This is a genomic window from Microcoleus sp. B3-D7 (genome assembly GCF_036705305.1).
Classification (GTDB): Bacteria; Cyanobacteriota; Cyanobacteriia; order Cyanobacteriales; family Microcoleaceae; genus Microcoleus.
This window is the reverse complement of the sequence record NZ_JAUBUE010000031.1, coordinates 52,477-74,741: the sequence shown is the minus strand read 5'-3', so window position 1 is coordinate 74,741 and position 22,265 is coordinate 52,477. Positions and strand designations below refer to the sequence as shown.

18 protein-coding genes and 1 pseudogene are annotated in these 22,265 nt (G+C 46.7%); 10 read left to right on the top strand and 9 right to left on the bottom strand.

Going from position 1 to position 22,265, the window contains the following annotated elements; genetic code table 11:
• Positions 1-208 precede the first annotated feature (208 nt).
• From trpC to QUB25_RS20045, 3 genes are all read left to right on the top strand, one after another.
• Positions 209-1,108, top strand: a complete 900-nt coding sequence (trpC, locus tag QUB25_RS20055; RefSeq protein WP_333185413.1) for an indole-3-glycerol phosphate synthase TrpC — start codon at positions 209-211, stop codon at positions 1,106-1,108.
• 350 nt (positions 1,109-1,458) lie between these two features.
• A complete protein-coding gene (locus tag QUB25_RS20050) occupies positions 1,459-1,704 on the top strand; it encodes a DUF5340 domain-containing protein (protein WP_333037960.1) in 246 nt (81 codons plus the stop codon).
• A gap of 78 nt (positions 1,705-1,782) precedes the next feature.
• Positions 1,783-2,940 carry an alanine--glyoxylate aminotransferase family protein gene (locus QUB25_RS20045; RefSeq protein WP_333185381.1) on the top strand — a complete coding sequence of 386 codons (1,158 nt, stop codon included), beginning with the start codon at positions 1,783-1,785 and terminating at the stop codon, positions 2,938-2,940.
• A 59-nt stretch (positions 2,941-2,999) separates the two neighbouring features.
• On the opposite strand, the gene QUB25_RS20040 is transcribed toward QUB25_RS20045, so the two are convergent.
• From QUB25_RS20040 to nblR, 4 genes are all read right to left on the bottom strand, one after another.
• A complete protein-coding gene (locus QUB25_RS20040; RefSeq protein WP_190662748.1) occupies positions 3,000-3,215 on the bottom strand; it encodes a DUF2949 domain-containing protein in 216 nt (71 codons plus the stop codon).
• Between the two features lie 12 nt (positions 3,216-3,227).
• Positions 3,228-3,542, bottom strand: coding sequence for a hypothetical protein (locus QUB25_RS20035; RefSeq protein ID WP_333185379.1), 315 nt, complete (start codon positions 3,540-3,542; stop codon positions 3,228-3,230).
• A 493-nt stretch (positions 3,543-4,035) separates the two neighbouring features.
• On the bottom strand, positions 4,036-4,551 hold the full coding sequence (locus tag QUB25_RS20030; RefSeq protein ID WP_333185376.1) for a DUF192 domain-containing protein: 516 nt from the start codon (positions 4,549-4,551) through the stop codon (positions 4,036-4,038).
• Positions 4,552-4,670: 119 nt separating this feature from the next.
• Positions 4,671-5,366, bottom strand: a complete 696-nt coding sequence (gene nblR / locus QUB25_RS20025) for a response regulator transcription factor NblR (protein ID WP_006632044.1) — start codon at positions 5,364-5,366, stop codon at positions 4,671-4,673.
• A 243-nt stretch (positions 5,367-5,609) separates the two neighbouring features.
• Between nblR and rbsK the strand changes: the two genes are divergently transcribed.
• On the top strand, positions 5,610-6,530 hold the full coding sequence (rbsK, locus tag QUB25_RS20020) for a ribokinase (RefSeq protein WP_333185374.1): 921 nt from the start codon (positions 5,610-5,612) through the stop codon (positions 6,528-6,530).
• Positions 6,531-6,800: 270 nt separating this feature from the next.
• Here rbsK and QUB25_RS20015 read toward each other — a convergent pair whose 3' ends face one another.
• Positions 6,801-8,081, bottom strand: coding sequence for a ribulose bisphosphate carboxylase small subunit (locus QUB25_RS20015; RefSeq protein WP_333185372.1), 1,281 nt, complete (start codon positions 8,079-8,081; stop codon positions 6,801-6,803).
• A gap of 128 nt (positions 8,082-8,209) precedes the next feature.
• Here QUB25_RS20015 and QUB25_RS20010 point away from each other — a divergent pair, with 128 nt between their 5' ends.
• The 3 genes from QUB25_RS20010 to QUB25_RS20000 all read left to right on the top strand — a co-directional run bounded on the left by QUB25_RS20010 (position 8,210) and on the right by QUB25_RS20000 (position 14,975).
• The gene (locus QUB25_RS20010; protein WP_333185370.1) at positions 8,210-9,481 is read left to right on the top strand and encodes an aspartate aminotransferase family protein; all 1,272 of its coding nucleotides are present in this window, start codon (positions 8,210-8,212) and stop codon (positions 9,479-9,481) included.
• Between the two features lie 573 nt (positions 9,482-10,054).
• A complete protein-coding gene (locus tag QUB25_RS20005) occupies positions 10,055-11,278 on the top strand; it encodes a transposase (RefSeq protein WP_333185368.1) in 1,224 nt (407 codons plus the stop codon).
• A 40-nt stretch (positions 11,279-11,318) separates the two neighbouring features.
• Positions 11,319-14,975 (top strand): CHAT domain-containing tetratricopeptide repeat protein, encoded by a 3,657-nt coding sequence (locus tag QUB25_RS20000; RefSeq protein WP_333185366.1) that lies wholly within the window; start codon positions 11,319-11,321, stop codon positions 14,973-14,975.
• A 162-nt stretch (positions 14,976-15,137) separates the two neighbouring features.
• Here QUB25_RS20000 and QUB25_RS19995 read toward each other — a convergent pair whose 3' ends face one another.
• Both QUB25_RS19995 and gltX read right to left on the bottom strand, forming a co-directional pair.
• Positions 15,138-15,572 carry a CAAD domain-containing protein gene (locus tag QUB25_RS19995; RefSeq protein WP_333185412.1) on the bottom strand — a complete coding sequence of 145 codons (435 nt, stop codon included), beginning with the start codon at positions 15,570-15,572 and terminating at the stop codon, positions 15,138-15,140.
• A gap of 402 nt (positions 15,573-15,974) precedes the next feature.
• Positions 15,975-17,417: pseudogene (gltX, locus tag QUB25_RS19990) on the bottom strand (glutamate--tRNA ligase); the annotation flags it as partial.
• 384 nt (positions 17,418-17,801) lie between these two features.
• Here gltX and QUB25_RS19985 point away from each other — a divergent pair.
• From QUB25_RS19985 to QUB25_RS19975, 3 genes are all read left to right on the top strand, one after another.
• Positions 17,802-18,299 (top strand): DUF393 domain-containing protein, encoded by a 498-nt coding sequence (locus QUB25_RS19985; protein ID WP_333185364.1) that lies wholly within the window; start codon positions 17,802-17,804, stop codon positions 18,297-18,299.
• 96 nt (positions 18,300-18,395) lie between these two features.
• Positions 18,396-18,605 carry a hypothetical protein gene (locus QUB25_RS19980; RefSeq protein ID WP_190735803.1) on the top strand — a complete coding sequence of 70 codons (210 nt, stop codon included), beginning with the start codon at positions 18,396-18,398 and terminating at the stop codon, positions 18,603-18,605.
• Positions 18,606-18,713: 108 nt separating this feature from the next.
• On the top strand, positions 18,714-19,910 hold the full coding sequence (locus tag QUB25_RS19975; RefSeq protein WP_333185362.1) for a DNA cytosine methyltransferase: 1,197 nt from the start codon (positions 18,714-18,716) through the stop codon (positions 19,908-19,910).
• Position 19,911: 1 nt separating this feature from the next.
• Here QUB25_RS19975 and QUB25_RS19970 read toward each other — a convergent pair whose 3' ends face one another.
• Positions 19,912-20,412, bottom strand: a complete 501-nt coding sequence (locus tag QUB25_RS19970) for a phospholipase D family protein (RefSeq protein ID WP_333185360.1) — start codon at positions 20,410-20,412, stop codon at positions 19,912-19,914.
• A complete protein-coding gene (locus tag QUB25_RS19965) occupies positions 20,409-22,262 on the bottom strand; it encodes a DUF1998 domain-containing protein (RefSeq protein ID WP_333185358.1) in 1,854 nt (617 codons plus the stop codon). The genes QUB25_RS19970 and QUB25_RS19965 overlap by 4 nt, the downstream gene beginning before the upstream one ends.
• Positions 22,263-22,265 lie beyond the last annotated feature (3 nt).

Genomic DNA, 22,265 nt, shown 5'->3' with positions numbered 1-22,265 from the left:
GTTCCACAAAGAGTAAGTTCTTTTGTGGGGTGGGCATCCTGCCCGCCCTTCAAGAACAGGCAAGATGCCTGTTCCACAAAGAGTAAGTTCTTTTGTGGGGTGGGCATCCTGCCCGCCCTTCAAGAACAGGCAAGATGCCTGTTCCACTATGAAGAATGATGCAATATCTCAGTTGAAACTTGTTACGATCGCCCTTTATCCCCCTATCATGCTTCAAATCCGTCGCCGTCCCCCCAGCACATCCGTCTCCGTCCTCTACCTCAGCTACCAAATCGCCGTACCCGACGCCGAACCCCAGCACATCCTCGAAGAAATCGTCTGGCAAAAAGAAGCTGAAGTGGCCCAAAAGCGCGATCGCACTCCCTTATCCGATCTTCACAAAAAACTCCCCTTTGCACCGCCAACCCGCGACTTTCTTGCCGCCCTTAAAAACGGCAAAACCACACCCGCTATCATCGCCGAAGTTAAAAAAGCTTCCCCCAGCAAAGGCGTAATTCGCGAAGATTTCGATCCAGTGGCGATCGCCCTAGCTTACCAACAAAACGGCGCCAGTTGCATCTCCGTACTCACCGATGAAAAGTTCTTTCAAGGCAGCTTCGACAACCTCGCTAAAATCCGTGCCGCCGTCGATTTACCCTTACTTTGCAAAGAGTTTATTATCTATCCCTACCAAATCTATCTCGCCCGGATTCACGGCGCCGATGCTGTATTGTTAATCGCAGCCATTCTGTCAGATAAAGACTTACAATACTTTGTAAAAATTGTCAAGACTTTGGGCATGACAGCTTTGATAGAAGTTCACACTCTCGAAGAACTCGATCGAGTATTAACCCTAGAAGGCGTCAACCTGATCGGTATCAACAACCGCAACCTAGCAGACTTTTCCGTCAGCCTAGAAACTACCACTCAACTATTAGCCGATCGACAAACCGAAATCCAAGCAAAAGGCATCCTCATCGTCAGCGAGTCAGGAATCCACACTCCCGACGACTTAACTCAAGTTGCCAGTGCCGGCGCCCAAGCCGTCCTCATCGGCGAATCCCTAGTCAAACAGCCCGATCCGGGTGCAGCTTTAGCCTCGCTTGCCGATCGCCCTCCCAGCCTGTGAAAGGCGAGACCGCTTGACAAACTACCCTTAATTCTGATAAAAAATGATTAAGTAGGTAAATAATGAGAATTTCTAGCCTGCATCGACTCAAGCGCTACTGTAAAAAAAAATAGCACTCAAAGCTATATTGCATAGAAATATTTTGCCAGAAAGCAATTAAATCTATTCTGTAAGCGGGTCGATCGCAAGATTTAGCGTGTCCAACGCACCCAGCCCCGAATATTCGATCGGCAAAGCAGGGGGTTATTGTACGGTTAGAAAACAAATAAAAAATCGGGCATCTAATGTTCACCTGTGATGCCTCATGCAATTGCAATGGGGTATCGGTTCGCTGAGGTATATTAGCTTTCATGGAGCCAATCCCCCTTCCTTCGTACATTCATTATGAATTGCTACTTCAATTGTTAGAACGCAAAACGATGTTTGCTGTCAGTCCACAATCGCCGCAGCAGCAACAAGTGCACCAACTTATTATTACACTGCGTAAAGCCCTTGCCATTCAAAAGCAATTAGAACAAAGCTGCGAGCGATCGAACATAGCGGTAGAACACCGCTGGTCTCTAAATGAAATTAACCACAAGGGAGTTAAAAGTTAAAAAAGTTAGAGTAGCGACGTGACGTATCGTATTTGATTTATTCTATATAACTCCCACAGAAAAACTTAGGACAATATCATGGACAACAAATTAATGCTGATGATTCCCGGCCCGACGCCGGTACCTGAAGCGGCCTTGTTAGCGATGGCAAAACACCCGATGGGCCACCGCAGCAAGGAATTTGACGGGATTTTTGCAGAATGTACCGAAAATTTGAAATGGCTGCACCAAACTAAAAGTGACGTGCTGAGTTTAACCGTTTCCGGTACCGGCGCGATGGAAGCTGGGATAATTAATTTCCTGAGTGCGGGCGATCGAGTTTTAGTCGGTACTAACGGCAAATTTGGCGAACGTTGGGCCGAAGTCGCCGAAGCTTACGGTTTAAACGCCGAGATTATTAAAGCCGAGTGGGGCCAACCTTTAGACCCCGAAAACTTCCGCGAAAAACTCGAAGCAGATACAGAGAAGCAAATCAAAGCTGTCATCATCACGCACTCGGAAACCTCCACGGGCGTCCTCAACGACCTCGAAACCATCAACCGCCACGTTAAAGCCCACGGTGAAGCTTTAATTATGGTCGATGCTGTCACTAGCTTAGGCGCTGTAAATATTCCGATGGACGCTTGGGGAATCGATGTCATTGCTTCGGGTTCTCAGAAAGCTTACATGATTCCTCCAGGTTTGGGTTTTGTGGCTGTCAGTCCCAAAGCTTGGGAAGCTTACAAAACTGCGAAACTGCCCCGCTATTATTTGGATTTGGGTAAATATAGCAAAGACGCTGCCAAAAATACCACTCCTTTTACTCCCCCTGTCAATATGTTTTTCGCCCTGCAAGCATCGCTGCAGATGATGAAAACAGAAGGGTTGGAAAATGTTTTCGCGCGACACCAACGCTTAATGAAAACTACTCGCGCTGCTGTAAAAGCTTTAGGTTTGCCGTTGTTTGCTGCTGACGAAGCCGCCAGCCCTGCAATTACTTCGGTTATGCCGCCAGCATCCGTAGATGCTCAAAAAGTGCGGACTTTGATGAGAAAGAGATTTGACATTGCTCTCGCCGACGGACAAGACCATTTGAAAGGTAAAATCTTCCGAATCGGTCATTTGGGCTTTGTGTGCGATCGCGATATTCTAGCAGCAATTTCCTCTTTAGAAGTGGTGTTGCGAGAATTGGGTCATGAAGGCTACACTCCTGGTGCCGGCGTTGCCGCTGCTGCGAAACTTTTGGCTGAATCTTAATCCCAGTTATTAAAGGATTTTGGATTTTTGATTATTTATATCTAAAATCTAAAATCCTTTTAATATGCTTGAGATAACCAATCAAAGATTTTATCCAACTGGTCGAGAGTGACTAAACCGTACTGCCAAAGAACCATCGGCAAGGAATTCGGGTCTTTATCGCGCTGCCGCTGTTTGTCACCGCCGACACGTTCGGCGACAGCAATTGACGCGGGAGAAATTGCCAAATCTTCTTGTAAAAATCGAATTAATCGAGTGTATGTAGCGGGTGCCATGTGATTTCACCTCTAAGTATAGGACACCATTTTCTGATTTGAACCTGATGTTTTTGATGAGTAATAAGCCAGTTTTAAATTTGTCTTGTAACCGTCGATAGCTGTTAAAACAGTATTAGCGGTTGAACTGCCAAACGTAATGCTGAGTGCGACTGTAAAGCTAACCTTTCCCAAAAAGTGAAAGGTTTTGCAATTTTGCTGATGTCGGCCCGATCGACTTGCGATCGCGATCGAACTTAAACTGAATACCTCGGCATCTTTGGAGCGCGAATCAGAATTTATTCTGCTACCTAAAACTACTAAACCAGGTTCAGAGTTTAACTTCATCTGCCGAAATGCAGAATCCGCAAATCTACTTCGGCAAAATTAGTTAGATATTTCGATCGAACCCAAAACTGCTACCAGAAGTTAAGTTTGCCAATTACCGCCAATTAACTTGGCTCGTAGCATATTACTTGAGATAGGTTTAGTAGATTTACCTCGCTCGCCAGAACTTCCAGAGAATTTCTTTTCGTGTTGCTATACCTTGAGGCTGAGTATCGTCTCTCAGGATTGGTAACGAGTCGCTGACTCGTCTCATACCTGCGACCAACAATCTACAGCTTCCGGAAACAAGCTCAAGTCCTGACTGGCTGAGATCGACATCGTAGCAAATCTTCGGGTGTTTGTACTGAATCTTACATTAATATTCTAATAGATTTAATCAATTTTTGTAAAGTTTCTAAATTTTCGCCGGTATTCCGAAGGCAGGGGGCTCTCTGGGCGATGGAAAGCGGGGGATTGTGTCTGTCTGCAGGTTTTACTGAAACAGTCCGAAGTTTTACTGAAAAAAGTCGATTTCAATACGATCGCCCACTTTGACACCGAGTTCAGCAGCCCGCCCGCCCCGGAGTTCAATAACTCGATCGACAGCAGTATTGGGCCCGTAGGTAGGACAAGGATCGGCAGTACAAGGAGGTGCAGAAACTTCAATCGCCTCAACCACCCCATCCCTGACAAAAATCATATCCAGAGAAATCTTGCAATTTTTCATCCAAAAATTGACCCGCCGCGCCGCTTTAAACTCAAACAGCATTCCTCTGTCATCCGGCAAAGAAGTTCTGTACATTAAACCCATAGCCTGCTGTTCCGGTGTTTTCGCCACTTCGAGTTCGATTGGGCGATCGCCTATCCGAGCTCTAGCAGAAACAGGCAGCATTTGACCCGATGTTGTCGCAGTCGGAGACCGATCCGCCACAATACCAGTAGCACCAGCATTGGCGACAGGTAAAGTCGGCGAACATCCCAGCAAAAATATACTTACTCCAATACCGAGCAAAGTAGCTAAATAATTCATATTGATTTTAGATTTTAGATTTTAGATTTTAGATTGCTAATTGACTATTGGACATTGGATATTGGACATTGGAACTAGCCAACAGCCAACAGTCAACAGTCAACAGTCAACTGACTGCTTCAAGCTTCCCGCATCACATAGCCAACACCGCGCACCGTCTGAATCAAACGCTTTTCGCCCTCATCTTCAATCTTGAGGCGCAGATAGCGGATGTAAACCTCAATTACATTCGACTCGCCCAAAAAGTCGTAACCCCAAACATTTTCCAGAATTTGTTCCCGAGTCAAAACCTCGCGGGGATGTTCCATCAAATACTTTAGCAGCTCAAATTCCTTCATCGTCAGGTCGATCGCCCGTCCATTGCGTAGGGCCCGCCTAGACGCCAAATCCAAAACTAAATCGCCAAACCTCAATTGTTCGTTGCTGCTGTTATCCGGCTGCAAATACAGGCGCACCAACTGCAAAAACTCCTCAGTGCGGTAAGGTTTAAGAAAATAATCATCCGCCCCAGCTTCCAGACAAGCTACGCGATCGTCCACTGTATCGCGACCGACCAGTAGCAGCACCGGCACCCGATTGCCAATACTTCTGAGATAAGAACACAGTGACAGCCCCGACTCAGCGCCAAGTATCCGGTCAATTACAATCAAAGCAGGCTGCAATTCATGAGCTAAATTTTGGCCAGTGGCGGTGTTAGAAGCTACTACCGGTTCATAGCCTGAGGATTTTAAGTCTAGACTCAAGTGTCCGGCGAGAACTTCGTCTGTTTCAACTAGCAGGACACAGGGATTGCGATCGAGAGTAATTGCAGCCATTGAATTGACCGATGAAGACCATAACTGTTCTAGCACGTCTTAAGGAAGAGAGGGAGAGGGGGAGAGAGGGAGAGGGGGAAAGTGGGAGAATGGGAGAATTATTAATTACCAATTAAGCTATTTGGCATTTAAATTGAAGCTTGCTTGCCCCGGGCTATCCTGCCCGCCCCACAAGAGTTTAAGTAAAAAGTAGCTTACAAATTAAATGCGCTACAGCTTACCAATTACCAAATTGAATAATTTATGACCATCATCGTATTCGGCAGTATCAACATCGACCTAGCAGCAAAAACTCCCCGGTTGCCGCAGCCAGGGGAAACTATCATCGGTAGCAATTTTTTCACGGCAGGCGGCGGCAAAGGAGCAAATCAAGCCGTCGCGGCCGCCCGTCTCGGCACTTCCACCCACATCATCGGTCGCGTCGGTAACGATAAATTTGCTGAAGAATTATTGACAAATATACAATCTTATGGTGTAAATACAGACAATGTATTAATAGACCAAAACACTCATTCAGGAGTGGCAATTATCGCCGTAGACGAGACAGGTCAAAATAATATTATTGTGATTCCGGGCGCGAACAATAATGTCGGTGAAGCAGATATAGAACGTCTCCAAAAACTGTTAACAGCAGCTACATCTTTGCTGTTACAGTTAGAAATTCCCCTGGAAGTTGTCCAAAAAGCTGCGAAAGCTGCTCGTCAAGCGGGGGTGCGAATTATTCTCGATCCAGCACCGGCTAGGGCGGATTTGCCGATCGAACTTTATCCGCTAATTGACATTATGACGCCGAATGAAGTGGAAGCGGGTCAGTTAGTCGGTTTTCGGGTGAATGACAGGGAAACAGCGATTGTAGCTGCCAAACAGTTGCAGGAGCGCGGCGTCAAGAATGTTATTGTCAAATTGGGCGATCGCGGCGCTGTTGCTGTTACGGCGGATGAAACCTTTTTTGTACCGGCTTTTGCTGTAGAGGCGATCGACACTGTGGCCGCTGGCGATGCTTTTAACGGCGGCTTGGCCTCTGCATTAGATGCCGGTCTGTCCTTGTCAGAGGCGGTGCGGTGGGGCGCAGCAGCGGGCGCTTTGTGCACAACTAAAGTGGGTGCTCAAGGTGCTATGCCCGATCGCGCAACTTTTGATAAATTTTTGCAGATTTTAATTTAAATTTATGAGAAGGAGTCAGAAGACAGAATTCAGAATTCCCCAGGCATGAAGTCAGGGGTTTCGGTAAGGAAATATTTTTTTATTGTGTCATATTAAAATCGGAGGCTTTAAACCTCGATTCTCCATCCTGTCCCACAGAAGCCATTCTTGATTCTGGGTTCTGAATTGTGAATTTTTCTTTGGTAAGGTGCGCCGAAGAGCACCCTACGTTAACTTTCCAAACGCGCATTACTGGAACTTGTAAGGTGCGCCGTATAGCACCCTACTTGTCTACTTTTCTGGCCGCTGAATAATTGTTTCAGCTACCCGCCGCTTGACTTTTGGATCGATACCAATCAGCCGCACGTATTCGCCGCCGTGTTCCGCCAAACAAGTTTCTAAAGATGCAACCACATCTTTTTCCTGTGCACTGTTAATCGTCGCGCAACTTTGCCAAGAACCAGTCTTAAATCTGCGATTATCTGCATATTCCATGCCTATTTTGCAGCCTCTTGCTAATAACTGTTTTACTTGTTCCAATACCTCGGAACTCAGCCCCGCCGCATGACCGTTACCACCTTCAGAACTTGTTGGCTCGACGTAAGCCTTATAATATTTCGATGACGGGTCATTTAATTGACTTTGCGTTGGCCTAGCAGCCGCAGCATTGGGGGTTCCTTGAACGTTAAACAGGCGCGATTGGTTGTATTCATCTACTAAGCGCATTTCCTGAATCCGCTTTTGTTGACCCACCATCAAATTGCCCATTTCTAATAAATGAGCGAGGCTGAAATTCGGGTTTTGGAAATCTGGCGCTGCTTCCAAAGTGTTTACCAAACGCTTGGAAACTCGCTCTATTCCTACTTGGTGAATGAATTCGCGGATTTGTTCGTCATAAATGCGCGATCGCAAAGCGCTAAAAAAGTCGATCGCCTGATCGGGAAAATGATCTACTAACCCCACAATATCGGTTTTTGACAACTTGTCAGACTCAAAAATTCCCCCAACAATGCCAATTTTATCATCCCGGCTGGGTTCCCAATAAAACTTCTCCATCCGCCCGTCGCGAATCAGCGGCGCGTACAGCGTAGAAAAATCATTTCCGGTGACAATAATCGGCACTCGGTGCAGCGGCGTACTGTCATAACTTCCCGGTAACTGCACGTTAGTTGGATTGTCAGCAATATTCATCAGAGTCGCATTGACCATCTGAGTATTGACGGTATATTGAGTAGTAGTATCGAACCTGCCAGCACCGGCATCCAAATCGTTAATAAAGATGGCGCACATCTCGCCGCGCACCCGAATTTGCTCCGCCGCTTCCCGGTAGCGCAAGCGAATTAAACGCGCCGGATCTCCGGCATCCGGGCTTTCTAATTCCCCACCAGATATCATCACCGGTTCAAAGCCCATCCGCCGAAAAACCAGTTCGGTTTGAAAAGTTTTGCCTTCTCCTTTGCGGCCGTGAATTCCCAAAATTAGGGGAACTCTTACCCCGGGCAAATTTAAAAAGTTCTTAGTGACGTGCACCGCAACTTTATCGAGAAAGTTAGGAGAAATGTAATAACTCATCAGTAGATTTGTGAGGGATTAATTGAAGTTACTGTTATGATTTTATGACAAAACTAACAGCCTGCACCGCTAACCTGGATTTTTACCGTACAATCGAGGTCTGCATATTATGTGTTAAGGAGCGATTCGTGAGTCCAGAAACCTTACTAAAAGAACCAAGCGTGCAAGCCGAAGCCAGTCCCTTCAGTTCTGAGAGCTTCGACAGCTATGTAATGACGACTTACGGGCGTTTTGCGATCGCCCTAGAACGGGGCCTCGGCTGCCGCGTTTGGGATACCGAGGGCCGCGAATATCTCGATTTTGTGGCTGGTATTGCTACCTGCACTCTGGGACACGCCCACCCGGCAATGATTGCAGCGGTAACTCAGCAAATTCAGACCCTGCACCACGTTTCTAATCTTTATTACATCCCCGTACAGGGCGAGCTGGCAAAGTGGCTTGTAGACCATTCTTGCGCGGACAGAGCCTTCTTTTGCAACTCCGGCGCGGAAGCTAATGAAGCGGCAATTAAACTCGCCCGCAAGTACGCCCACGAAAAATTAAATATCTCGAATCCGACAATCATTACCGCTGTTGCGAGTTTCCACGGGCGGACTTTGGCGACAATTACGGCAACGGGACAGCCTAAATATCAGAAGGGTTTTAGCCCTTTGGTTCCCGGATTTCACTACGTGCCCTACAACGATATTAGTGCGATCGAAAGTGCGATCGAGCAACTCGACAAAGACGAACGCCAAGTAGCAGCAATTATGCTGGAAGCGCTGCAAGGCGAAGGCGGAGTTCGCCCCGGAGATATCGCGTACTTCCAGCGCATTCGGGAAATTTGCGACGAAAAAGGCATTTTGCTAATTCTCGACGAAGTGCAAGTCGGGATGGGACGCAGCGGCAAATACTGGGGCTACGAAAACCTCGGCATTGAACCGGATATCTTTACGTCTGCCAAAGGATTGGGCGGCGGTATCCCGATCGGCGCTATGCTGTGCAAATCTTTCTGCGATGTATTTGAACCGGGAAGTCACGCCAGCACTTTCGGCGGCAATCCTTTTGCTTGCGCTGTAGCTTTGTGCGTTTGCCAAACTTTGGAACGGGAAAACCTTCTAGAAAACGTGCAGCAGCGCGGGGAACAGTTGAAAGCAGGCCTCAACAAGTTGGCGACAGCATATCCGCATTTAATTGCTGAGGTGCGCGGCTGGGGTTTGATTGTCGGGATGGAATTGCAAGCTGACATCGAACTGACATCCGCTGATATCGTCAAATCTGCGATCGCCGCAGGAGTGCTCTTGGTTCCTGCAGGGCCGAAAGTGCTGAGATTTGTCCCGCCGCTGATTGTCACCTCCGCTGAAGTCGATCGAGCTCTGCTGGCAGTGGAATCAGCGCTAAGCTCTCAAGCGGTACAGTAAAATTTACTGAGTTGATTTTTGTTAGCTGTAGCCCTGAAACTCGCGCAATATCCTAGATAACTCACTTAGTCGAGGACACACTCTTCCTCAGAAACCGGGTTTCTTTCGAGATTCCTCGTTACCAAACCCAATAGTTTCCCAGAAGCCCGGTTTTTTGGCCTAAGTCCGATCGGGGTAAAAGTAAACCCGCCCCGCTGCAAGTCTGTCAGGGGGGTTTGTCAAATTTAGAAATGTCTGTGAAACCCGCCCTGACAGACTGACGGTGTTTTGAACTGCGATTTTACTAAAGAGCAGCGCGCAAAATTATACTATTAGCCATTGCAGGTGCTAGTTTCCCTATCTGGGTGTCTGTTGGGACTTGTGAATCCTGGTTTAACTATTTCGCCCCCTTCCCACTAAACGGAGTACCGTTATAGTGGGAAGGGGGGGTGACGACGATTGCATCCTCAAGTAATTTGGGGGAGCGCTTTCAAGAGAGAAAATATGTAATCCTCGTCACAAAATTTTTTTGTAATGCTTTGCTCATCAACTGTATATTGTGAGAGAATAGAAGAATCAAGGAGGTGATGTTGATTGCTACACAAGGCTATCCAAGTTCGTTTCTATCCTACCCAAAATCAACAAATACAAGTAGCTTCAACTTTTGGGGGTGCGCGTTGGTGGTCTAATTATGGTCAAAATCAATCAATTGAAGTATATAAAAAAACTGGCAAAAAAATTGACTACTCCGGTCTCAACACACTTTTACCTGTCATCAAAAAATCCGATGGAAGTGTAGGGTTAAGTCAGTATCACAGCCAATATGGGCAAGTTAATACGCTCAAATTAACGGCTGCATACAAAAAGTTTTTTGATGAAGTGGCTGGGTTTTATAAGTTGCCATCTCAAGCTAAAAAACTGTTATTTCAGCATCCTAAAAACGTCAACTTTGTGTGTAATATAATTTACAGCTATAGAAAAAAAACTAAAACAAAAATAAAGAGATATAGATTAAGTGAGGGTAAAAGTCCGGATTCAATTATTAGTAAGAAATATTCAGAGAAATATCTGGCATCTATACTGAGTGAAATCAAGAAGGCTGAGAACCAGACAAAAAAAGAAGGTAGGATTGCTGGCGATTTAGGAGTGAAATACTTTGCTATTGTCCCCGATGATGAAAAAGTATCTATATATGACAATGCCAAGCATTTTGCCAAGCAGGAGAAAAACTTGAAGCGCCAGCAGCAAAAGTTTACAAACCAGCATAAAAGTAATTCTGAATACAAATATAGAAAAGCTGTGGCAAAGGTATGCGAGCGGTTTAGGAATTTGTGGCAATATTTTCTACATAAACTTAGTTATAAGTTGGTCAGCGATCGCCTCGCGCTCATAGTAGAAAACTTTCATTTCTGGGACATGATTCGCAATCAAAATTTGGTCAAAGCAAGCTCAGACGAGGTTTTGGGAAGTTGTACCAACTTCTTAGCCTACCAGTTGGAACGCAAAGGCGGGAACTTAGTCGAGATTGATAGAGGGGTTTCCAGTTCTAAACTCTGTTCTAATTGTTTCCATCAAATGACCGAGATGCCATTAGATATGAGGGAAGGGACTTGTCCTCACTGTGCTACCGATCGCGCTCGCGAGAAGAAAGCAGGGATAAATATGAAAGCAGAAGGTATCAAAATACTAAAGGCGCAAGAAGGTTCAACCATTTCGGCTTTAGGATGCGAGGTAAGACCAAAGGTTGGACGAAAGTCTAAGCTAAGGCACTCGCCTATGAGTACACAAGCCCCTACTATATTCGGTACTACGATTTAGCGGTGGGTAGTTCACTTGGTTGCACGGAAGCAGCGCTCCTATGGTTAATAGTTTGGCGGAATGCACGATGGACGAACAGCGTCGCAAAACTGATGTTAATATGCTCCAAGCGCTGCTGGAAAATCCTGGGGACTCAGGAATAGATTTGATTTTGAGGACAAACCCAAAGTCGATCGACTTTGGGTTCGTGCAAACGCTTTATTTGGAAGAAGTGGCACTGACGCGAGAAAGCTTGCTGAAAGCTGCAAAATTTTTCCAAAGGGCGATCGCACCCTTAGAATCTGCAAAAGGGAGTTATAAATTGCCCGCAACCGGGGCAGCCTATCTGGCTTTTTTAGCAGAAGTATTGCAGGCAGTCGCGCGCGGCCCTGATTCGCAGCACCTGTACTCGCTGCTGAGAAACAATTTAGACAAACTCGACCAGAATTTCGCACAACTGCTGCGCCACTGGGCCACTTTGGTGATCCCTGCTGCCAAAGAATCGGAGACTAGGCGCATTGCAGCGTTAATCGGCAATCTGAGCAACAAAATTGGGCGGTTTCCCCTCGGCAGCAAAGCTCATAACTTGGAAATCGAAATTGCCGGTTACGAAACAGTTGCCAAGGTGTTTACCCGCAAAGACTTTCCCCAAGAATGGGCGGTGATGCAAAACAATCTGGGCAACGCTTATAGCGATCGCCCCAAAGGTGATAAGGCTCAAAATATCGAACAGGCGATCGCTTGCTTTGAAAATGCCCTACAAGTACGCACGCCCGAACAGTACCCGGAACAGTGGGCGACGCTGCAAAACAATCTAGGCAACGCTTACAGCGAGCGTCTCAGGGGAGATCCGGCAGACAATCTAGAACACGCGATCGCCTGCTATCAAAACGCGCTGCGAGTTCGCACCCGCGAAACTTTCGGGGAAGAGTGGGCGAGCACTCAAAACAATCTCGGCCGGGCTTACAGCCGGCGGCTGCGGGGCAACCGAGCTGAAAATCTGGAACTGGCAGTCGCTTGCTACCACAATGCTTTGCAAGTCTACAACCGCAAGGTGTTTCCCCGGCGTTGGGCTACAACTCAAAATAATTTGGCAAATGCTTACTGCGAGTTGCTGCGGGGCAACCGAGCTGAAAATCTCGAATACGCGGTTACGTGCTATCAGAGAGCTTTGCAGGTGCGGACTCGGGAAGCTTTTCCGCAGCAGTGGGCGACTACTCAAAGGAATTTGGGCCGGGTGTTTGTCGATCGCATCAAAGGCGATCCGGTGGAAAATTTGGAAATGGCGATCGCCTGCTATCAAAATGCTTTACAAGTCTACACCCGCATCAAATTTCCCGAAGCCTGGGCTTCGATCCAAACTTACCTCGGTAGGATCTACAGTCGGCGGGTGAAAGGGGAAAAAGCCGAAAATATGGAAATGGCGATCGTCTGCTATCAAAATGCTTTGCTGTTTTGCAACCGCCAAAAATCTCCCGAACGCTGGGCAATGCTCTGTGCCTACCTCGGCCGCGCTTTCTGCGAACACGTGAAAGGGGAAAAAAACCGCAACCTCAAAAGCGCGATCGCCTGCTATCAAAATGCGGCCGAAGTCTACACCAAGCAGGCCTATCCCAACCGCTGGGCAATGCTGCAAATTTATCTCGGCAGGGCTTATTCGCAACTGACAGAGGCGGAAAACTTGTCCCACATGGAAAGCGCGATCGGCTGCTATCACAGCGCCTGTCAAGTCTACACTCGCGAAACCTATCCCCACCGCTGGGCTGAAATTTTATTTTATTTGGGTCAAGCTTACCGAGTTCGAGGCGACTTGCTTCGCGCCTACGGGGTTTTTACTGCTGCTGTCGATACTGTGGAATTCTTGCGTTGCGAAGTTGGGGTTGATACAGTCGATTTTGGCGATCGGACGAGTACCCCAAAAGTCAAATTAACCCGCACTTGGGCTGGACTCTATAAATGCCTGGTGCAAGTTTGCCTGGAACTCGGCGCCACCCAACCTGAATATTACGCTAAGGCTCTGGAATACGCCGAACGCCACAAAAATCGGAATTTGGTAGAAATGCTGGTTAAATGCCACTTGACTCCGAAAGCCGAAATTCCTGCAGCGGTGCGAAGCGAGTTGGAGTCGCTGCAACTGGAAATAGCGCGGGAACAGCGGCACCAAGAACAGGGAGAACCTGAGCCGAACACGACCTTGATTTCTGAGGGCGACAGCCAAGGTTTGAACAGCGGTTCTCTGCTGCCGAACTCGGACTTCATGCACTTAAATCAATTGTGGAAGCAGTTTGATAGATTGATTGCGCGGGAGGTGCAGGCAAACGATCCTTTCTTCAGCCTAGCTCACAAAGTTGAACCGATCGCTTTCGAGCAAATTCGCCAATTGTTGCCTGATGACAATTGCGCTGCTGTGGTGTGGGCGAGTTTGGGGGAGTTGCTGGTTGCTTTTGTGGTGGTAAAGACTGCACAATATCCCGCCGTTCACCTGTGTTCCCCGCAAAATGCTTTGGCTGCCGAAACTTGGGCCCAGGAGTACCTCAGCGCTTATTCAGAACAAAAAGGTCGCTGGATCAATCATCTCCCGGCTCGCCTCAAACGCTTGGCTGCGATACTCGAAATCGATCGAGTGGTGGCGCTGATTCCGGAGAATTGCGATCGGCTGATTTTTGTGCCGCACCGATTTTTGCACGCTTTGCCACTCCACGCTTTGCCTTTGGCGGGGAGAGACGGGTTTGAGGACGGTGGGGGAATTTTTAGGTCTGGGTGGAGCGATCGCAGCGGTTTTGAGGTGGAAACCTACAGCCTTTCGGATTTTTCTCAAAGTTCGTCTTTTGGCGACGTTGCAGCGCCTGCTGCTTATTTGATCGATCGATTTGCCGGAGGAATTCGCTATGCTCCTAGCTGTCAGCTATTGCTGTTGAGACAAAGTGCACACGGAGCGGCTATCGGTCGGTACAGACCCGGTTTGCAGCACTTTTTAGCAATTCCAACTTTCACCAGAGATGCGTTCTACAGCAACATTGAAATCGGCAATATTTCCCAGTATTTTGCCAGTACAGAAGTTGTGCGCCACAAGCCGGCAATTAAAGAGGCTTTTTCCCAAGAAATGTCTGCTAATAATGGAAATTTGCCTCAGAAAATAGGGCAGTTGCAGCAGAAAAAATGCGCTCATTTTGCTTGTTTGAGTTTGCTTAATTTGGCTTGGCCGCTGAAATCCGCCGTGTTTTTGAGGAATGATTCTCTGAGTTTGGAGGAAATTTTTAATCTGGATTTTCGGCAATATTTTTTAGTTACTTTATCGGGTTGCGAAATTGCCCCCGGCGGAGTTAGCGGTGCTGGAGGAGATTTTGTGGGTTTGTCGGCAGGTTTGTTGTATGCTGGCACGTCTAGTGTGGTTAGCAGTCTTTGGAAGGTGAACGATGTTTCTACGCTGCTGCTGACGAGCAAGTTTTATGAAAATCTGGGACGGTTTTCTCGGTTGCAGGTGGGAGATGTGGCGATCGCGCTGGGGGACGCTCAAAGGTGGCTGCGGGATTTGACTGGCGAGGAATTGGAGGTGTTGCTGGCGGATTTTCAACCTCAAATTTCGCAAATGTTCGATCGGCTTTCTCAAAGTTCTCGCCTGATTGCGGAGGCTTCTTTGCAGCAAATTCGCAACCGCAAACCCTATCCTTTTGCCAATCCTTATTATTGGGCGGCTTTTACTGCGACTGGGGTTTAGTTATTAATCATTAGTCATTAGTCATTAGTCAACAGTCATTAGTCAACAGTCAACAGTCAACAGTCAACAGTCAACAGTCATTAGTCATTTAAAAACCCGACACTAACAACTTATTTAAAGTTGTCAATGTCGGGCATAAATTCAACAAATTACAGCAAAAGTTTAGGATTTTTTGCCGAAAATTTGTTCTTTCAAGGCTTGAATTTCTTGACCTAATTGTTGCCGATTGGACGATCGCAGCAAATAGCGGTAGACAAACCACCCGGTGTATCCGATACCAATTAGCTCGAATGTGGGTGCTAGCAGGGGGATGTCGTTGAGTTCATCTATTATCCCCAAAAGCACTTTCAAAGAGACAATCGAGGCTACAATTACACCGATAACAGTCAGGGGACTTTTGTACTGTTCGTAAAAGCTGCCGATGTAAGCAGGAAACTCGGACAAAATTGAGATAATTTGTTCTTTGATCTGCTGGGTCTGACTTGGCGGTTCTTCGGTAATTATGACCTTTGTTGTACCGGTCGAACTATCTGCTTCATTCCCGGCAGGAATTTCGGTGATGATAACGGTTGTTTCTGGTTCGTTTGATGAAGTCATTTCTCCACTCGCAATAGTTGTTTGCTGGTTGGCGGCAGGTATTTCAACTGCTGCTGCGACTGTTTCAAGAGCCGGTATTTCGACTGCTGCAACCTCCCCGTCGGTTGGTTCAAGAGCCGACACTTCGCCTGTTTCTGAAGTCGGTATTTCGACTGCTGTAACTTCCACTGCTGGTTCGACAGTCGGCGTTTCGACTGTTTCGAGCGCAAGTTTTTCGACTTCTGAAACCTCTGCTGCTGATGGTTCAACAACCGGGGTTTCGATTGTTTCAATAGTCGGTGTTTCGACTTTTGAAACCTCCGCTGCTGACTGTTCTGTAGCAGAAGTTTCGGCGACTGTTTCTGCCTTTGGTTGTTCTGGGGTAGAAGTTTCATCCGCGACACCAACAGCCGGCCCATTCAAGTTGCTAATGGCATCAAGCAAACGGGTTTTAGCCGTTCCTCGCTGGTGAAGGATTACCCAAGATTCTATCAGGTCGGGGCCGTGCATTGCACCTGTCAGAGCAGCTCTGAGCGATCGCATAATTAGCCCTTTGTTAAGATTTTTCTCTTTACTGAGCTTTTTAGTGATTTTCTGAGCTTCCGCTGCTGTCAGGGACGAATGAGTTTCCATCGCTTCTACAACTGCTTGTAAAGCCTGTGCAGCCCCTGGTTGCTGCAACTGTGCGAGTGCTTCTTCTTCGTATTCCACCGTGGTGGAGAAGAATACCTTACACATATCCACAGCATCGGTTAAGCGAACGAGACTCGGGCCGATTAAAGCAGCTATTTGTTCGAGCCAGGGGCGGTCTGCCTCCAAGTCAAACTCATAACCGCCTTTCTGCCACCAATAAGGTATCAGCAAATCTGTCAATTGCGGCACTGGCATTTTGTGCAGGTATTGACTGTTTAGCCAATTGAGTTTATCCCAGTCAAATTTTGCACCGGCTTTGTTGACTCGATAGAATGTAAATAATTCTGCTGCTTCAGACAGTGTAAATATTTCCTGCGTTGAATCCGGCGGAGTCCAACCGAGCAAAGTCATGTAATTAACTAAAGCTTCGGGCAGGTAGCCCATATCTTTGAAGTCAGAAATCGAGGTTACGCCGTCGCGTTTAGAAAGCTTTTGCCCTTGGGAGTTCAAAATCAGCGGCGTGTGGCCAAATTCTGGGATTGTCGCGCCCAAAGCTTCGTAGAGCAATATTTGTTTCGGAGTATTGCCGATGTGATCTTCGCCGCGGATGACGTGGGTGATGCCCATGTCGATGTCATCCACAACTACGGCGAGGTTGTAGAGGGGTTGGCCGATAACGCCGCCGCTGGATGCACGGGCAATCACCATATCGCCGCCGAGGTCGCTACCTTTCCAGGTTACGGTGTCGCGCACCATGTCGTTCCAAGCGATCGTGCGATCGTCGTCGATGATAAACCGAATCACAGCTTGTCGCCCTTCGCCTTCAAAAGCTGCGCGCTCTTTGCTTGTCAAGTTGCGGTGTCGGTTGTCGTAGCGGGGGGCTTGTTTGTTGGCTTTTTGTGCTTCCCGCATTTCGTCGAGTTCTTCCGACGTGGTGTAGCAGCGGTAGGCGAGTCCATTGTCTAGAAGGGTTTGGACTGCTCTGCGGTATATTTCCAGACGCTGTGACTGAAAACTCGGGCCTTCGTCCCACTCCATACCCAGCCAGGTGAGGCCTTCGAGGATGTTATCGGTGTATTCGCTTTTAGAACGTTCTACGTCTGTGTCTTCTACCCGCAGGATGAATTTTCCGCCTTGGTTGCGGGCAAACAGCCAGTTAAATACGGCGGTTCTGGCGGTACCGATGTGTAGGTTTCCGGTGGGACTGGGGGCTAGACGGACTCTGACATTCATGTAGATTTTTGCTTTTAGATTGGGCGATTTACGGGTTGGGGGAATAGCTGATGTTTAAGACTTCAAATTTTATTATATTTTGTTGCCGAATTAACAGTTGTGCTTGGCAGGTGCTTTGCCTCGAATTGCTTGATAATACGCGCTCCTCTTCGAGGGCTTTCCTTCGGATCGCTGAGCTAACAAGCGACCGGGCGCAAGTCTCCGGCAAGCCAGGAGAGGGCGTCTTGATGATATTAGCTTGCGGGTGGCCAAGACAGGATTCACCTTTGGGACTATTTTTCACACCACAAATAACTGCTTTAGGAGTACCCAAGGCGCACCTGATAACTATTGATGCTTGTAAAATGTTTGTGTGCGATCGACGACATTAAAATATATTTCCCTATGTCTGCTGCTAAAACTGAGTTTTCCGAATCTGTTGCACCCTCACCCGAATCTGTTGCGCCTGCTTGGCAGATTGAGTTGCTGTACGACGGTGAATGTCCTCTGTGCGTGCGGGAGGTTAATTTCTTGAAAAAACAGGACGCGGGGCGAGGTTTAGTGTCGTTTGTGGATATCGCGGAGGATGGCTACAACCCGGAAGCCCACGGCGGAATCGACTACGAAACGGCGATGGGGCGGATTCACGCGGTGTTACCCGACGGTACGACGGTTAAAAATGTAGAGGTTTTTCGCCGCACCTACGAGATTTTAGGTATGGGCTGGGTTTATGCTGTGACTAAGTTACCAGTGATCGGGGCGATCGCCAATTGGCTGTACGGAATTTGGGCTGACTGGCGGCTGAAGCTGACGGGAAGGCCGGATTTAGCAACAATTATGAGCGATCGAACTCAGCGGATCGAGTGCGAAAGTCAGGGCCGCTGCCGACCAAACTCGAAATGAGTCATATTTAGTAAGTTCGATCTGCCTATCAGAAGATGTCAGCAGAAACAGACTGTAACTAACATTAAAGATGGACGACTATTAAAGGTCAAAAAAATGCAAGATGCAGGCTATACAGTCTTCATGGGCTTCGGTGGTCTATGGATACTTATGGGAATTGCCGCTGTAATTTTCCTGTTAAAATCGGACGGTCAAAAACTTAGGTTTGGCAAATGGGGATTGCTAGTTGCGATTCCGATTCTCGTCCCCATCGTCTTGGTTTTGACATATCAGATCGCCCGACCCTTTATTTCCTCGCACCTTTGAGCGCTGGTGGGAGTCGATCGTAACTGCAAGCAGGAGTTTTTTTGCCAGCCTTTTCGGGTAAACTGTATCGCGTAGTAGTTAGTTTACCTAAAACACTTTGTCGATCGAATGCCTAAGCCAAGTAAGCCGACAACCAAAGCTCCGACTGTACTCGATCTCTTCTGCGGTGCAGGGGGGATGAGTTTAGGTTTTCAAAATGCCGGCTGTGAGATTCTAGGGGGTATTGATAAAAATCCCCATGCCATCAGAACTCATCATAGAAACTTCCCTAACTGCCAGCTCAAGCTTGATGCCCAATCGATAGAATCCATTACTGATTTAAGTGAACTTGGTCTACAGCCGGGAGAAGTTGATATTTTAATTGGCGGCCCGCCGTGCCAAGTATTTTCAGTAGTTGGCAAAGGCAAAATGAGGTCTTTAGGCAAGGATATAGAAAACGATCTTAGAAACTTTTTATACGAAGATTTTATTAGATTTATTGAATATTATAAACCTAGTTTTTTTGTAATTGAAAATGTTAATTATCTGCACAGCCACTGGATCTTCCCTATTTTGATAGAAGATTTGGAAAAAGGACTGCACAAAAAAGATGGGGACTATCCAGGCTACAATGTTAGCTCAAAAATTTTGGTGGCTTCAGATTACGGCGTACCTCAAATCAGAAAACGCCTGTTCATCGTCGGGCGGCGCCAGGATTTAAATCTAGATTTTAAGTTTCCCGAACCGAATACAGCTTCTCCTATTTCTGTGGGAGAAGCTATTGAAGATTTACCGCAATTAGAGCCTAAATGTCTGTCCTTGAAAACAAAAAACACGGCACCAAAGCAAGTTGACTCTGCCACAGATTACAAGTGCGGGCCACAATCCGAATATCAAAAGTTGATGAGAAGCCAATCTGACACAACAGTAATGAATCATCTTTGTCGCGCTCACAATGACAAAGATTTGTATATATTTAGCATCATGCCTCAAGGAGGAAAATATAAAAATATACCTGACGAGCTTAAACGCTATAGCGATCAAATTTTTGAGGACAAGTACAGACGATTGGAATCGCATAAACCGTCGTGGACGCTAACTGCACATATGCAGAAAGACTGTTTAGCTTATATTCATCCAACTCAGACTAGAAGTATTTCTGTGAGAGAGGCTGCAAGACTGCAAAGTTTCCCAGATCGTTTTGTATTTGATGCACCTATGACTAGAATGTTTGAGTTAGTTGGTAATTCTGTGCCGCCTCTTTTAGCTGAGGCGATCGCCAAACCAATTGTCGAGCAAGTACAAGCGTACCATGCAAGTTTTTAGCTCAATTATCCCTACCATTTATAGGCGAAACAGATGCGAAATTAAGCAGGCTGTCAAAGCACTTAGAGATAGTGCTAACCTCGGCATCGCGGAGAACAATACCCAATTCGTAATTTTGTTTCATGCCCCGCATACTTAAATTAGCAGAACCAATCAGAGCAACTGAGCGATCGACTACAATTAGTTTTGAATGCAATTCCTCAACCGAGTCATTAAAGTTATAAACTTGACAATAAGGATAAATTTTCACTAAATTGAAAAAATATTTTTGAATGTCTTGAGGCTGCTGGTGAAGGCGATTAATAATTACTTCAAACTTGATGCCGCGCTTCAGGCAATCTTCAAACTCTGCAAGGATTTCGTCAGCACCACCGGTTACAGAATACGCACACAGTAAAACCTCGCTTTCTGCATTTCTCAACATATCTGTCAAGGCAGATCGAACAGAGCGGACACCGCTCCCCATCCAAGTCAGTCCAGTAACTACTGTTTGAGCTTTCACGGTAAATTGTCCAGTAACAATCGCCTGTCTAGTAAAGTATTCCTGTGCTCGCAGGAAGTTTCAGAAATTAACTGGCAAGCATAGCAAGCAGCACCGTTTACCTTGTCTTCTCCAAATTTTTCCTCAATGCAAATGGGGTCATTGGAACAAGCATCTACATTGCGAAGAGCAGATTTAAGGATGCGATCGAAATGGGGAACTAATCCAATTAATCCTCCCAGGGTACCGTCGCCACCGGACTGTGCTGTGTAAAGCAGCAATCCTCCTGATATTTTATTGTTAGTTGTGCAAGTATAAACTCGTTCTCTGATGGCCGCAGAAGAGTAGCCAGAATCAACAGAAAGTGCTGTGATTAAACGGTGAGATAGCGTGTGCCACCAGACAAACACAGGATGTAAATATTCCTCTCTAGTTCCTGGCATAGCCCTTATTTGTCTGTATAGTTCGGGTGAATTGTAGGCCGCTAGCCAGCGCTGGTATGCTTCTCCCTGTAAAGGAAAGTGTTCGGGAATTCCTTTAGGTTCTTCATCAGATATAAAATCAATAAAAATCCCTTCGCCAAATAACTCAACGCCCGGATGCCAAGCAATACTTTCATTAGGTGGCAGGTATTCAACTGGGACAATTCTAGGCTGATTTTCTTCATTATCTGTATCAATAGGTCGCGTGTAGCCAATTTGTACCATCACCACTCGCAACCTACTAAGGGGTGTTACCCTCAACGTTCGACCTGAATCTAAGCTGAAGTTTCTAACATTTTCTATATACACTTCAAATTGATTCGGGCCGCCTGGTTTATCAGCTCTCTGAGGTGGCGCACCATAACAAGCAGCGTTCCGCAAGCTAATAAATTCATCTTGTCTGAGTGTCGCTTCTGTCAAGTCTCTAGGATTATCTATTGCGCCTAAAATGTCATTAATTGCTCCTCGTATTTCAGCTTCATCATATCGCTTAATAGTTTCAGCAGTTGTAATATCTAGACGATTTCTTCTGACTAAATTGTTCAATTTTTGCATAAGCTGGTCTTTTGAGTCTATACAGTCCTCGCTGAAGATTGTATCAATAATTACTCGCCTTTGAAGTAAATTGTGTAAAGCTGTGTCTAGTGGAGGAATTGTGAGTGCCGATCGAATTTCAGACACTCGCAAGTTAGCAGCACCCCGTTGAATTATTTTAGCTGGTCTTCCACAGGCTCCACCTTCTTCCGAGCCTCGTTCTAGAAATCTACCTCTACATGGAAATCTTCTAGAGTAAGCACTTCCAAAATTTTCCTTAGCCTCACAATTTGGACAGGTAATCTGAATGTTTCCGATCGCACCTCCACCGCCTTCCCATTTGTAGAAGTTTGAACCTGAACATTTACCTCTGTGTCTCATGAGCGAACCCCAAGGAACTTCATCTAAGTGTCCGTGAGAGCAAGCTAAAACAAAACGCACAGCTTCTTCGCGAGATTTAGCCCATGCCTCTCCCCAGGTACGTTTCTTCGGACACCGAGGACAATCAATTAAGGATTGAGACTGAGATTGAGACTGAGGTTGATATCTGTATAGAATGCCGTGAGTAGGGCACAGCGACCACCTCGGAAAATAGTAGGCATTATATACCAGCCGATTTTCTTTGCATCCTAATTCAGCATTAGAGGGAATCCGAAAGATTCTTTTTTTATTCAGTAGAGTTTGTGAAAGTCGCAAGTCTCGAATTTCATAAGCATCGGGATGACTATTATCAAATAACCGGGAGTGGCTGGGAGCGGCGATTACAACTGGGCCGTCTGGCGTTTCTAGAATGCTGCTCGGCCCAAAAGTAGTAATGTACTGTGAAGGTCGCAGAGATTGACCTTTGGCTGCCATAAA

Excerpts from the sequence above, each read along its gene's own strand:
- QUB25_RS19995 (WP_333185412.1), bottom strand. The coding sequence starts at position 15,572 with ATGACTTCATCAAACGAACCAGAAACAACCGTTATCATCACCGAAATT.
- trpC (WP_333185413.1), top strand. The coding sequence starts at position 209 with ATGCTTCAAATCCGTCGCCGTCCCCCCAGCACATCCGTCTCCGTCCTC.
- QUB25_RS19975 (WP_333185362.1), top strand. The coding sequence starts at position 18,714 with ATGCCTAAGCCAAGTAAGCCGACAACCAAAGCTCCGACTGTACTCGAT.
- QUB25_RS20030 (WP_333185376.1), bottom strand. The coding sequence starts at position 4,551 with ATGAATTATTTAGCTACTTTGCTCGGTATTGGAGTAAGTATATTTTTG.
- QUB25_RS19965 (WP_333185358.1), bottom strand. The coding sequence starts at position 22,262 with ATGGCAGCCAAAGGTCAATCTCTGCGACCTTCACAGTACATTACTACT.
- rbsK (WP_333185374.1), top strand. The coding sequence starts at position 5,610 with ATGACCATCATCGTATTCGGCAGTATCAACATCGACCTAGCAGCAAAA.
- QUB25_RS20045 (WP_333185381.1), top strand. The coding sequence starts at position 1,783 with ATGGACAACAAATTAATGCTGATGATTCCCGGCCCGACGCCGGTACCT.
- QUB25_RS20040 (WP_190662748.1), bottom strand. The coding sequence starts at position 3,215 with ATGGCACCCGCTACATACACTCGATTAATTCGATTTTTACAAGAAGAT.
- nblR (WP_006632044.1), bottom strand. The coding sequence starts at position 5,366 with ATGGCTGCAATTACTCTCGATCGCAATCCCTGTGTCCTGCTAGTTGAA.
- QUB25_RS20035 (WP_333185379.1), bottom strand. The coding sequence starts at position 3,542 with ATGAAGTTAAACTCTGAACCTGGTTTAGTAGTTTTAGGTAGCAGAATA.
- QUB25_RS20015 (WP_333185372.1), bottom strand. The coding sequence starts at position 8,081 with ATGAGTTATTACATTTCTCCTAACTTTCTCGATAAAGTTGCGGTGCAC.
- QUB25_RS19985 (WP_333185364.1), top strand. The coding sequence starts at position 17,802 with ATGTCTGCTGCTAAAACTGAGTTTTCCGAATCTGTTGCACCCTCACCC.
- QUB25_RS20000 (WP_333185366.1), top strand. The coding sequence starts at position 11,319 with ATGGTTAATAGTTTGGCGGAATGCACGATGGACGAACAGCGTCGCAAA.
- QUB25_RS19980 (WP_190735803.1), top strand. The coding sequence starts at position 18,396 with ATGCAAGATGCAGGCTATACAGTCTTCATGGGCTTCGGTGGTCTATGG.
- QUB25_RS20050 (WP_333037960.1), top strand. The coding sequence starts at position 1,459 with ATGGAGCCAATCCCCCTTCCTTCGTACATTCATTATGAATTGCTACTT.